The sequence below is a fragment of the Photobacterium sp. J15 genome (genome assembly GCF_963870815.1).
GTDB lineage: Bacteria > Pseudomonadota > Gammaproteobacteria > Enterobacterales > Vibrionaceae > Photobacterium > Photobacterium marinum.
The window spans coordinates 386,914-399,923 of record NZ_CAWMUI010000001.1 but is presented as its reverse complement, the minus strand read 5'-3'; the positions used below and the strand labels follow the sequence as shown (position 1 = coordinate 399,923).

The window sequence follows — 13,010 nt, the reverse complement described above, 5'->3', positions numbered from 1 at the left end:
TCTTTTTATTTATTAATATGTTTTTACTTCGTCAGCAAAAAGCACCAGACGCCACTGCTTTCCGCCGCGTGTTACCGTGACGTAGTCATCCTTAATTTCGGTCAGGGTATAACCGCTAACACGCCCGCCAAGTTCAACAGGCACATTATTCAATATCACCGTACAGGCACTCTGCTCACCGCATACAATTCCCTGCAGCTCCGGTAAGCGAGCTTTTTTTGTTGTATATTTTTTTGCTGGGGCCTGCCATCCCAACGGGGCTGTCGGGTCCTGAGATGCATTGGCATAACCCGCCATTACAACCAGCATTGTCAGAGCCATCAAAACTGACTTAACCACCGATGAAATCCTTACTTTCGCCTAATGTGTAAACATCCAGCTGAATATCAGCCCACGGGTACTGTTCAACCTGATAGTTCAGGCTTTGCCAGTAATATTTCACCGGCAATGCTTCGAGCTGCTCCAGTGAAGAGACAACATCAAAATATCGACCACGTAATTTCAATCGCACCGGGTGAATGTAAAAACCTTCATCATCACCACTAATCAACTGAACCGGTGGCAGTGTTTCCAATGACACCAACTTAAGACGCTCGGAGCGCTGCAGTACCTGCTCCATCAGGCCTGACATCTGGAGAGGAGTAACAAGGCTTCCGACTCGTCCCTGCAGCTGTTCATCCAGCTCGGCATTTTCCAGCTCCAGCCGAGTAATTTTTTGTTCGATTTGCAGATCCGGATCGGCCCTTAGCTTACGCTCAGCGACAATCAGCTGATTGCTGCTGGCCGTTATTTCGTTGGCAACCGACAACATCTGTCGCTTCATTGCCGCAAATGCCTTGCTCTGAGGTTCAACAAACACCACAAAACCGACAAAAAGCAATGCTATCCAGCCGGAAACCAGGATCAGCCACTGCTCGCGGCGAGTCAGCAAATCAAATCGATCGCTTAATTTCTGCCAGCCATTCATGATTGATCCTCTTTAACTGCACGCCGCTCAGCATGCAGCCGGAACGTCACAATATTCTTTTTGTTTCTGCCCAGCGCCATCTGCTCAAAGCGTTTATCCGACAGAAACGGATAATTCCTGAAAGCCTGCAGCCAGGCCGGAACCGAATCAGGGCTTCGTGCCAGCCCCTCCAGATCCAGCTTGTTACCGTTCACCCGAATATGACTGATCGATATATCCCCGCTGGCAGCCGCAGATAACTGCTTCAACATACCGGCATAACCCACTTTCAGGCTGTCGTCATGCATTTCAATCGCCCTGAGTGAGGCCTGCTTCGCCGCCAGGTGCTGTTCCAGGTTACCGGCTAGCTCCACTTTCAACGGACTCGGGATATGTCTGACCAACGCCGCCTTAGCGCGATCCAGCTCAGCTTTTTTACTTGCCAGCCGCTGCTGATCAGCAACCAGCTGCTCTTGCACCAAATAATTCTGCCACTGATACCAGCCAGCAATAGACGCCATCACGACCACAATTGCCACCCAACTCAGCACCACATTCTGTAGTGTCATCAGACGGGTTTGCGGCCTGAGCACATCACTGTAGAAATTGATGCCCGCATCTTCAGGAGTCAGCAACGCAGCATAAGCAACCCGGGCATTGTTACTCACCAGATCTGGATGAGCTGGTTTCAGCGCTGCCACCAACACATTCAGTCGTTCGGTAAGCTCATTGGCCAAAACGCTGTCATTATCATCATCACAGGAAACCAGCAGCTGAGTTATCGGCGCTTCTCTTAACTGCGAACTTAAAAAATCCAGAGAACGCTGCAACTCCAGTGCCAGACTGTCCAACTGTAGCGCCGCTCCCGAATCACCGACTTTTTGCTCATCCAGCAAGGGAATCGGAAAGCCGCGTAACTGACGCTGAAAGCAGATTTCCTGCCGCTTAAACGCGGTGAGTTGCAAATTCGAATGGCGACGGCGATGTAAAATCAACTGACTACGAGATGGTTCAGCCAGCTGGCCCCACACAACTTCTTCAGCCGAAACAGACTGCACCTCACATCCCGCGTCTGAACACGCTTTAATTAGCAGTTCGACCTGTTTCCGGTTTGTAACGAACACCTGCAGACGATCTTTCAGCGGTGCCGGAAAACCGTCAGCGACTAAGTCCAGCGGAGATTCATTAACCAGATCTTTCACCAGAAAAGGCAGCGCCGTCGGATATTCTTCCCGCGGTAGCTCCGGCTTTTCGATCAGCATGCTCTGGTACAGACCGTGCCCAAGCACCACACGTACTGCACTACCTGTCAGCTGATGCTTTTCGAATAAAGAATGAATAGCACTCCCCCTGTCAGCCGAAGAAGAAACTACCACTTCATCAGTGATCCATTCCTGTTCGGTTTCGAAGGCTAAAGTGACCGAATCAGCAAATACAGCGACACTTACGTTCTGTTTCCGAGCTTTTCTTTTGAAATATCTACTAAACAAAGGGTTATAACTCACTAAAAATCAGTATTGCCGACCAATAACCCCTGGCAGGCTAAAGAAAAGTTTAAATAATCAATATGCGTCAATAATTTGACTATTATACCTAGGTTTTATTGATAACCTAATGCTTTTTGACCATTAAGTCGATTGATTTTCAAACAATGTCCTTATTAATTAATAACGGTCATTTAACAAAATTCTTAACAGGCAACTCTGATGCGAAATAACGCCCCTGTCCGCCATGAACACCAAGTTGCTTAAGTACCCGCCATTCCTTTTCATTTTCAATTCCGACAGCAATGACTTGGGCTTTCGAGTCAGCACAAGCCCCTAACATGCTGCGGACGAACAGCTGATTTTCCTGCCGCTGGTTAATCTCACGCACAAGTCCGCGATGCAGCTTAACGTAATCAACTTTGATGTCTTTGATATAATGGGTACTGACAATCGTCCTGCCAGCCTGATCGACCACCAGCTTACATCCCAGCCCCGCCAACATACGGGCAACAGGTCGCATCGCATCTAAGTGCTTCACCAATGCACCTTCAGCTAATTCAAATGACAGGCGGTTTAGCACCGTACGCGGCGTCTGCAACAGCTCATCTCGCAGCCAGCGAACAAACTGTTTCTCCAGCAGAGCCTCAACACTGACATTGACCGACAGCGGCTCGTCAACCGGATGATGCTTTAGCAACTCAAGCGCCTGAGCAACCACCAGTCTGTCCATCCGCGCACTGAAACCGACCTGTTCCACAGCGGTCAGAAAACGTGAGGCTTTAATCAATACACCATTTTCATCTTTTATTCGGGCCAGCAGTTCTCGGTGAATAACGGTCTGATCATCCAGTGCGATCGCTGGTTGCTGATAAAGCAGCGGACCGCCACTATTAAAAACAGCATCCAGCAAAGTACGCCAGCGAACACTGCCTCTTGCATCTTCATATTGCTGCTCTTTTTTGAATAAATACCAGCTGTTGGTTCCCTGAAGCTGGGCACTGCGTAGTGCCATATCTGCCTCATCCATGATCCGTCCGCGGCGATCCCCGCTGGCGCAGAAAGTCACCCCGATATGACACCAATTATCAGGCTGTAAAGGGGATGACGGGACCAAACGGTCTAATGCTTTCATCAGCATTCCGGTAAACAGCTTCACTTCCTTTACCGGCTGCTGAGATAGCAGGATGGCAAACTCAGCATCAAAGTAGCGGGATAAAACCGTGTCCGGGTATCGCTGAATCAGGTTAGAGAGCACCATGCCCACATCCTGGATCAGCTCATCAGCAACATCTTTGCCTTTTTCTGCCACCAGTTCATCCCAGTCAGCAATCCGGATCAAGATCACCGCGCCATGGGTTTCCTGATCCTGCACCATCGACTGCAACCGGCTGTCAAACAACACCCGGTTGGCTGCACCAGTCAGTTGATCCAGAAATGTATGGGTACGAATGAACGTATCAAAGCGGCTTCGTTCCTGGCGGGCATCTTTCAGCTCAGCAATCATCTGATCCAGTGCCAGGCTAGCTGTCGCCGGCCACTCCATCTCATCACCGACCGCATTATCATCGACTTTACCTGCGAGGATCAGTCTGCCACGCTGTTCAAGAAGTTCGGAACCGTGAAGTTGCTGCCGTAACCAGTTCATTCCCCAGACCAGCCCCATAATAATGATCATGATGGCAATACTGATCGAAGACATAGCCCCAAGCGAATAGGTGAATTCGGTATAAGGCGGGATCGACTTAAGTTCGATATAAAAACCGGGATTATGACTAAGTGGATATCGGTTCCGGTGGAGAACCGTCGGATCATTAACTTTCTGTAATCCTTTGAAAGAATAGATAACCCCGGCGGGACTGCCGACTTCAAGTTCAACAACATTGCTGGCCTTAAGCAGTTTGGGTAGCCAGCGCGACAAAGACTGCGCCCCCTGAGGATCAGCCAGTTCCTGATCAATCACTTCAACAACGCCGTCAAGATAATGAGTCAGGTAATCCTGCCCCAGTTTACGAAAACTGATGGCGCCGCCAATGAAAATAACAAATATAGCGCTTATAACGATGAGGGTAACGAAGGCAACCAGACGGTTAGTCAACTTCATGCCAGAGGCTTTTCTCATAGCGATCCGATTATTTTTGATTATTGATATTCAACAGGCCGGAAATAAGCTCAGCCCAAGAAAAACGGAGGGTCCGCAAGGGGGAAAATATCACTCAATACGCCATGATGACAGTATTCAGCGCAATTATTTAATATTTTGTTAACGACTTCAAATTCGGCTATTTCAGCAATCTTTTTCGGTCTGTTGATCCTTCACCTTTCCGGTTTGTTATTATCGCCATACCAGTATCAGTAACAGCCTGCGGATTAAGCGATATATATGGATTGGATCACCTGTACTAACAGCTTTGTCACCGTTGTCGATCAGGGCTCACTGGCCCAGGCCGCCACCAAGCTCAATACCTCAAGCTCAGCCCTGTCAAAGCGGTTGTCCTGGCTTGAAAAACAGCTGGGCGTTCAGCTATTAAAACGTACCACCCGCAGCCTGACCGTCACCGATGCCGGAAAGCTGTTCTACCAGCGCAGTGCCCGGCTGCTCGATGACTGGCACCAGATGCTGGCTGAAACCACTTCGGCCTACGGTGAAGTCAGCGGCGTGTTACGGATTGGAGCCCCTCTGGCTACCGGCAGCCGCCTGCTGGTTCACTACCTGGCGGAATTTATCGAAAGCTACCCCAATATTCAGGTCGAGCTTCACACCATAACACCGGGCCAACTGCCTGATCTTAATCTGGATGTTTTCATCAGCCGGGAGCTGACTGATTTCAACTCATCAAGCTATATCGCCACCCGACTGTTTGACTTCCAGCCGGGATTCTATGCCGCCCCGGGTTACCTAGAAGGTAAGCCGCCAATCGAAACCCCGGAGCAGCTAACCCAGCACAATTGCCTGTTGTTCGGCACTCATGGTCATGAGCAGGAACATATTTTCGAGAATAACCTGCGCCTGCGTCTGCGCGGTAACTTTACCACCCAGAATCCGGAAGCGCTGTTAGCCGCTGCGGTGGCAGGAATGGGACTCATTCTGGTTGGGGAAAACACGGTAAAAAAAGAACTGAACAAAGGCCTGCTGGTACCTGTTCTGCCAGAGCTGAAACAACCGGTCAGCTCAGCGTATGCCTACTACCCGAAGCTCGACTTCAACCATGTCAAAACCAAACTGTTTATCGACTTTATCAAGGCCAAGGCCAATCCGGCCTGACTCCTGTTTTTCAGGCAACAAAAAAGCAGCGACGGGCGCTGCTTTTTCCAATGTTTCAAAGACGATTGTTGATTAGAACGGAATGTCGTCGTCGAAATCCATTGGTGGTTCATTGTACTGCTGAGGAGCAGACTGCTGTGGTGCCTGCTGCTGTTGTTGCGGAGCAAAGTTTTGCTGAGGAGCTGCTGCCGGCTGCTGAGGCTGACCCCAACCACCTTGCTGTTGGCCACCCATAGGAGCGCCCATACCCTGACCGCCGCCCTGACGACCGCCAAGCATCTGCATAGTACCGTTGAAGCCCTGTACCACAACTTCTGTTGTGAAGCGGTCCTGACCGTTCTGATCCTGCCACTTACGAGTCTGCAACTGACCTTCGATGTATACCTGAGAACCTTTACGCAGGTACTCACCAGCTACTTCAGCCAGCTTACCGAAGATAGCAACACGGTGCCATTCCGTTTTTTCACGCTGCTCGCCGGTAGCTTTATCGCGCCATGACTCAGAGGTAGCCACGGTAATATTTGCTACTGCGCCACCATTCGGCATGTAACGGATTTCTGGGTCATTACCTAAGTTACCTACCAGGATAACTTTATTTACGCCACGACTGGCCATAGTTCACTCCAGATTCAGATAACGGTATGGCTTTTAGTCACCAGTACCGATATTCAAAGTTTATACTTAATCGCGCAGTCTAACATGCTTTCCCCCCGGGGGAATAGGGTTGAAACTGTGTAATTCTATGCAAAATAAACCTTCACCCGGGCTGAATACCAGTTCCAGACATCAGAGACCCAATGCAAAATTTTTCAGCATCAGCCACATAGAAATCGCGTTCAATTAATATACACAATACTGTATCTTTATACAGCAAAAATCTTTCCAGCTTTTCTTCGCTGTGACATAATGACTGACCAATAATTTGTCAGTCATATAAGCTCACACTATGGATAAAATCGAAGTCAGGGGCGCCAGAACCCATAACCTCAAGAACATTAATCTCACCATTCCCCGTGACAAGCTGATCGTGATCACCGGCCTGTCCGGCTCAGGTAAATCTTCCCTGGCTTTCGATACCCTTTACGCCGAAGGGCAGCGACGCTACGTCGAATCCCTGTCAGCTTATGCTCGTCAGTTCCTTTCTCTGATGGAAAAACCGGATGTCGACCATATCGAAGGACTTTCACCGGCCATTTCCATCGAGCAGAAATCCACCTCCCACAACCCGCGCTCAACCGTCGGCACCATTACCGAAGTGTACGATTACCTGCGTCTGCTCTATGCCAGGGTTGGTGAGCCCCGCTGTCCGACTCACGATGTCGAATTAGCGGCCCAAACCGTCAGCCAAATGGTCGACAAGGTCCTTGAGCTACCGGAAGGCAGCAAGATGATGTTGCTGGCACCTATCGTAAAAGAGCGTAAGGGCGAGCATGTTAAAACCCTGGCAAACCTTGCTGCCCAGGGATATATCCGTGCCCGCATTGACGGGGAAGTATGCGATCTTTCCGATCCACCGACACTGGAACTGCACAAAAAGCACACCATTGAAGTCATTGTCGATCGCTTCAAGGTCCGCGATGATCTTCAGCTGCGCCTGGCTGAGTCCTTCGAAACCGCTCTCGAACTCACTGGCGGTAACGTGGTGGTCAGCCCGATGACACCAGGCGAGCATGATGAGTTGGTATTCTCGGCCAACTTCGCCTGCCCGCACTGTGGCTACAGCATGGAAGAGCTGGAACCCCGCCTGTTTTCTTTCAACAACCCGGCCGGTGCCTGCGGTACCTGCGACGGGCTTGGCGTCCAGCAGTACTTTGACTCAGATCGCGTGGTACAAAATGGTGAACTGAGCCTGGCCGGCGGTGCAATCCGCGGCTGGGACCGCCGCAATTTCTATTACTTCCAAATGCTGTCATCGCTGGCGGAACACTACGACTTTGATATTGATACACCGTTTGACTCACTGCCGAAAAAGATCCAGAACGTCATCCTGAGCGGCTCTGGCAAAACCAACATTGAGTTCAAATACATCAATGACCGCGGTGATATTACCGTCCGCCGTCACCCTTTCGAGGGGATCCTGAACAACATGGAACGCCGCTACCGCGACACCGAGTCCAACTCAGTACGCGAAGAACTGGCCAAGTACATTTCCAACAAACCATGTAGCAGCTGTCACGGCTCCCGACTTCGCCTTGAAGCGCGTCATGTTTTCATTGCCGATACCACCCTGCCGCAAGTCAGCGAAATGAGCATCATTGAAGCTCTTGAGTTTTTCAATCAGCTCGAACTAACCGGTCAACGGGCACAAATCGCCGATAAGATCCTCAAAGAGATCCGTGAGCGCCTGAACTTCCTGGTGAACGTCGGCCTGAACTACCTTAACCTGTCACGCAGTGCTGAAACTCTTTCCGGCGGTGAAGCGCAGCGGATCCGCCTTGCCAGCCAGATCGGTGCCGGTCTGGTCGGCGTAATGTATGTGTTGGATGAGCCATCGATCGGCCTCCACCAGCGGGATAACGAACGCCTGCTGAACACCCTGACCCACCTGCGTGATCTCGGCAATACGGTGCTGGTCGTCGAACACGACGAAGACGCCATCCGCACCGCTGACCATGTTATTGATATCGGCCCGGGAGCTGGTGTCCACGGTGGTAATGTCATTGCCGAAGGCCCGCTAGAAGAGATAATCAAAATACCGGAGTCGCTGACCGGACAATACCTCAATGGCACCAAGTCCATAGCAGTGCCGGAACAACGCATCGAACATGATCCGGCCAAAACTATCAAGCTGCTCGGCGCAACCGGCAACAACCTGAAAAATGTGGATGTCGAAATACCGGTCGGCCTGTTTACCTGTATTACCGGCGTCTCCGGCTCAGGTAAATCAACCCTGATCAACGATACTTTCTTCCGCATTGCCCACCAGCGCCTCAACGGAGCCACAGCTACCGATGCGGCGCCATACCGTGAGATCCAGGATCTGGAACATTGCGATAAGGTTATCGACATCGACCAGAGCCCGATCGGCCGAACACCACGTTCCAACCCGGCCACCTATACCGGAATCTTCACCCCGATCCGCGAGCTGTTTGCCGGAACCCAGGAAGCCCGCTCCCGTGGCTACAAACCTGGCCGATTCAGCTTCAACGTAAAAGGCGGTCGCTGTGAAGCCTGCCAGGGTGACGGAGTGATCAAAGTGGAAATGCACTTCCTGCCGGATGTCTATGTTCCTTGTGACTCATGTAAAGGAAAGCGCTATAACCGCGAAACCCTGGAGATCCGCTACAAGGGCAAAACGATCGATGAAGTACTGCAACTGACTGTAGAGGACGCGAGGGAATTTTTTGACCCTGTTCCCGCTATTGCAAGAAAGTTGCAGACATTGATGGATGTCGGCTTATCGTATATTCGCTTGGGCCAGGCGGCGACAACCCTGTCAGGTGGTGAAGCGCAACGTGTGAAACTTGCCCGCGAACTGTCTAAGCGAGATACCGGAAAGACACTTTATATTTTGGATGAACCGACAACAGGTCTGCATTTCCATGACATTCAGCAGCTATTGTCGGTCCTCCATCGCCTGCGTAACCATGGCAATACCATTGTGGTGATTGAGCATAATCTTGATGTCATCAAAACCGCAGACTGGATTATTGACCTGGGACCAGAAGGCGGCAGCGGTGGCGGTGAGATCGTGGCGACCGGTACACCAGAGCAGGTTGCACAGGTTGAAGGTTCGCATACAGCACGCTTTCTCAAGCCGTTACTGCCAGCGACAAAAAAGTGAAACTTTCATAAGGTATAAACATCGCTTTGGGCCGGGAAACCGGCCTGAATGTTATCGGACGATCAGGGTAAATTCGGAACCATAATGACAGTGTTATACGTACAAGGCACCAGGCTGGAAGAAAAACAGAGGATAAGCAAACCAATGGTGAAGCCTTTCCTCATCTCGCTCGGTGTACTTTTCCTGCTGGCAATGCACTACTTTCAGCACAACCCGGGCGGTTCAGGACTGGAGCTGTCTTTCAATGTCATGAGCTGGATCCCGTTCAGCTTTGCTATTGCTTTCGGGTTGCTGGAAATCTGCCGTCAGCGTACCTGGCGTTATTCACGTCTGACCCTGACCTTACTTACCTGCTGCCTCTTGCTGACCCTGCCTGTTTTCTATCCGGAAGCGAACGGTGAAAACACAACCAACCGCCTGCTGGGTCTTTGGGCTGGCTTTTTGTTTTTCGTCGGTCTGCAGCAATTCTCGTTTACCGTAAAACAGCGCCAACGCATGCTGTGGCTGATCCTGCTCGCCGTCTGGCTCCAGGCACTGTTTGGCTGGTACCAATTCCTGCTGATGGAACCGGGTAACCCTATCGGCTACGACACAGTACAAAACCGTCCTTACGGTATTTTCCAGCAACCGAATGTTATGGCCAGCTTCCTGGCTACCGGTCTGGTACTGTCAGCTTATCTGCTGGCAAGGATCCCAATGTACCGCGGCAAATGGTCTTGGCTACAACTGCTGCCGTTGCTCACGCCTGTTGTGACAGTTCCCATGCTGGTTGTCGTCAGCTCGCGCACAGGCTGGCTGGGTGCCGGTATCGGTGCTCTGCTGATGCTGCCATACCTGTGTCGTTTTGCAGCCAAAGCACAGATGCGTATGTGGCTACTGATGGTTTTCCTTGGCCTGAGTGCAGCATGGAACATTAGCACTACAACCGGTTGGGCACCGAAAGAAGACAGAGTCAGCCTGGAAAGTGCTCGCTCCATCCACATTCCCCAGGCATTCAGGATGTTCATGAAAGAGCCGCTGACAGGTTATGGTTATGGCACTTTCGAATCAGCCTACCTGACCCAGACAGCCAAATGGCATCAGATCGATCCTGAGCAACCTCATGGCATGGCGGCTCTAGACCATCCTCATAATGAGCTTGCCTACTGGGCTGCAGAAGGTGGCAGTATCCCTCTTGTTGCCCTGCTGCTTGCAGCCTGGGCTGTTCTGGGACGGGTAAGAAAAGCGCGTACCGGAACCCAGTTAGCACTGGTCGGGCTGTTCTTCCCAATTACTCTGCATACCCAGCTGGAGTATCCTTTTTATCACTCGCTGGTGCACTGGGCTTGTTTCATTATTCTGATCTACTGGGTAGATAACCTGTCAGCCAAATATTACAAACTACAATTTGGCTTTGCCCGTTACTTCCGACTGCTTGTGCTGGCATTACCACTGACCGTCACCGGTTTTATGATGACAACTCTCTATTCAGGCCACATGCTGACCAAATATGAAACGACAGTGCCGGTTAATGTTGATTACCTTGATCAGGTCAATAACCCATGGGCCTGGAAAAACCGTTTTGAGTGGGATTTACATCTGACCCAACTTCAGCTGGGAACAGCAACAGATAACCCGGCGCTGATTAATGAGTATGTCCAATGGGCAACAAAAAAAGCGGCAACATGGCCTCGTCCGGCCCTTTACCATAACCTGATCACTGCATATCAGGCCCTGGGGAAAGAGCAACAGGCGGAGCAGATAAAACAGGAAGCCAACTTCCTATTTCCAAACGTTAGCTTCTCCACCCAGGCGCAAAGCATCCAAGCCTCAAACACTGACACAACACCTAAACTGGCAACCCAGTAAGGGTGAACCAAAAAACGGCTACTAAAAAGTAGCCGTTTTTATTCTGTTCGAGCCTGCTCCCTGTTATTTCAGGGTCGTTTCCAGCGCTTTCAAGCACAATGCTACGTTTTCACTGCGGGCCGCATAGCCCATCAAACCAATACGCCACGCCTTACCGGCCAGAGCACCTAATCCGGCTCCGATTTCCAGGTTATATCGCTCCAGCAAAGTCTGGCGAACCAACGCATCATCAACACCATCCGGAATGTACACAGCATTTAGCTGCGGCAGACGGTATTCTTCATCAACTACAAATTCGATACCCAGTTTTTCAAGGCCTTCTCTTAGTTCCAAATGAACATCGCGATGGCGTTGCCATGCATTTTCCAACCCTTCATTCTGCAGCAAAACCAAGGCTTCATGCAGAGCATACAAGCTGTTAACCGGCGCAGTGTGGTGATAACTTCGCTTACCCTCTCCACTCCAGTAACCCAGTACCAGGCTCTGATCCAGGAACCAGCTCTGAACCGGCGTCGAACGACTTTGGATCTTATCAACCGCACGCTGGGAAAACGTCAGTGGTGACAAGCCCGGCACACACGACAGGCACTTCTGGCTACCAGAATACACTGCATCCAATTGCCACTCATCCACCAGCAATGGCACACCGCCAAGCGAAGTCACCGCATCGACAATCGTCAGGCAATCGTACCGACGGGCCAGTTCAGAAAGCGCTTTGGCATCACTCAATGCCCCGGTCGATGTTTCTGCATGTACGAAAGCAACAATCTTCGCATCCGGATTATCATCCAGCGCCTGCTCCACCAGCTTAGGATCGACCGGCTTACCCCAGGCACTGTCCACCATGACCGCTTCACCGCCGCAACGCTCAACATTTTCACGCATGCGATCACCGAACACACCATTACGGCAGACAATGACTTTATCCCCCGGCTCCACCAAGTTAACGAAACAAGCTTCCATGCCGGCACTTCCCGGTGCAGACACCGCAATCGTAAAAGTATTGGTGGTCTGGAATGCATACTGCAACAGCTGTTTGAGTTCATCCATCATACCGATGAACTTAGGATCAAGGTGACCAATGGTCGGACGGCTCAATGCCTGAAGCACCTGAGGATAAATATCTGACGGGCCCGGCCCCATTAAGGTGCGTTGTGGCGGATAAAAACTACCGATTGTCATTATTGTTTCTCCCTGAGTAAGAGTTCGTGATTCCCTGAGAAATGCTGGTAGGGCGGGAATGCTTTTTCAGGCAGAGATACCTTGGACAAATAATCAAAGGTTCCTGCATTTTCATAGACGTAACATAAGAGTATCAGAAGAATCTTCATGTTAGGCAAACAATCACAACATGCTCAAAGCTGCTATTGCATTTTCTTTGCATAAATTCTCAAACAGGCATTGACAATGCCCGGGAAAATCGGCTTCAATTAAGGACACTTTTTGTTCAACCTGATGTTTGTTTAACATCAGGGGAAAAACAGAAGAGGAGCGTTACCCAGGTATCTATGGTTGCGGGGCCCCACCCCAAAGCAGCCTGGAGAGGGGGAGTAACGCCGAGATATGGCATGACAGGGGGCATGGCATATCGGCTTAGAAGGTTGAATCCTTCTGGCTGTCACCTTTCCGGACACAATGGTTTCCGGCAGGTGGAGGGCTTCTGGTTGTTGTACATATTTACAT

At 50.7% G+C, this 13,010-nt stretch carries 9 protein-coding genes and 1 riboswitch; of the genes, 3 read left to right on the top strand and 6 right to left on the bottom strand.

Features of this window, described 5'->3' with window-relative positions:
* Positions 1-12: 12 nt before the first annotated feature.
* The 4 genes from AACQ93_RS01925 to csrD form a co-directional block, all read right to left on the bottom strand.
* Positions 13-339 (bottom strand): hypothetical protein, encoded by a 327-nt coding sequence (locus AACQ93_RS01925; protein WP_064601753.1) that lies wholly within the window; start codon positions 337-339, stop codon positions 13-15.
* Positions 332-967, bottom strand: a complete 636-nt coding sequence (locus AACQ93_RS01920; protein WP_064601751.1) for a hypothetical protein — start codon at positions 965-967, stop codon at positions 332-334. Before AACQ93_RS01920 ends, AACQ93_RS01925 begins: the two co-directional genes overlap by 8 nt.
* Positions 964-2,436, bottom strand: a complete 1,473-nt coding sequence (locus tag AACQ93_RS01915; protein ID WP_232323269.1) for a PilN domain-containing protein — start codon at positions 2,434-2,436, stop codon at positions 964-966. The genes AACQ93_RS01920 and AACQ93_RS01915 overlap by 4 nt, the downstream gene beginning before the upstream one ends.
* Before the next feature lie 184 nt (positions 2,437-2,620).
* On the bottom strand, positions 2,621-4,552 hold the full coding sequence (gene csrD, locus AACQ93_RS01910; protein ID WP_064601747.1) for an RNase E specificity factor CsrD: 1,932 nt from the start codon (positions 4,550-4,552) through the stop codon (positions 2,621-2,623).
* Between the two features lie 261 nt (positions 4,553-4,813).
* On the opposite strand from csrD, the gene AACQ93_RS01905 reads away from it, so the two are divergent.
* Positions 4,814-5,695, top strand: coding sequence for a LysR family transcriptional regulator (locus AACQ93_RS01905; RefSeq protein WP_064601745.1), 882 nt, complete (start codon positions 4,814-4,816; stop codon positions 5,693-5,695).
* Positions 5,696-5,767: 72 nt separating this feature from the next.
* On the opposite strand, the gene AACQ93_RS01900 is transcribed toward AACQ93_RS01905, so the two are convergent.
* A complete protein-coding gene (locus tag AACQ93_RS01900) occupies positions 5,768-6,310 on the bottom strand; it encodes a single-stranded DNA-binding protein (protein WP_064601744.1) in 543 nt (180 codons plus the stop codon).
* Positions 6,311-6,641: 331 nt separating this feature from the next.
* On the opposite strand from AACQ93_RS01900, the gene uvrA reads away from it, so the two are divergent.
* Positions 6,642-9,479, top strand: coding sequence for an excinuclease ABC subunit UvrA (gene uvrA / locus AACQ93_RS01895; protein WP_064601742.1), 2,838 nt, complete (start codon positions 6,642-6,644; stop codon positions 9,477-9,479).
* 84 nt (positions 9,480-9,563) lie between these two features.
* Positions 9,564-11,327, top strand: a complete 1,764-nt coding sequence (locus AACQ93_RS01890; protein WP_064606452.1) for a PglL family O-oligosaccharyltransferase — start codon at positions 9,564-9,566, stop codon at positions 11,325-11,327.
* Between the two features lie 63 nt (positions 11,328-11,390).
* Here the strand turns inward: AACQ93_RS01890 and AACQ93_RS01885 are convergent, their stop codons facing one another.
* The gene (locus AACQ93_RS01885) at positions 11,391-12,509 is read right to left on the bottom strand and encodes a pyridoxal-phosphate-dependent aminotransferase family protein (protein ID WP_064601740.1); all 1,119 of its coding nucleotides are present in this window, start codon (positions 12,507-12,509) and stop codon (positions 11,391-11,393) included.
* 294 nt (positions 12,510-12,803) lie between these two features.
* A riboswitch (Lysine riboswitch) is annotated at positions 12,804-12,995 on the top strand.
* The last annotated feature ends 15 nt before the right edge of the window (positions 12,996-13,010 follow it).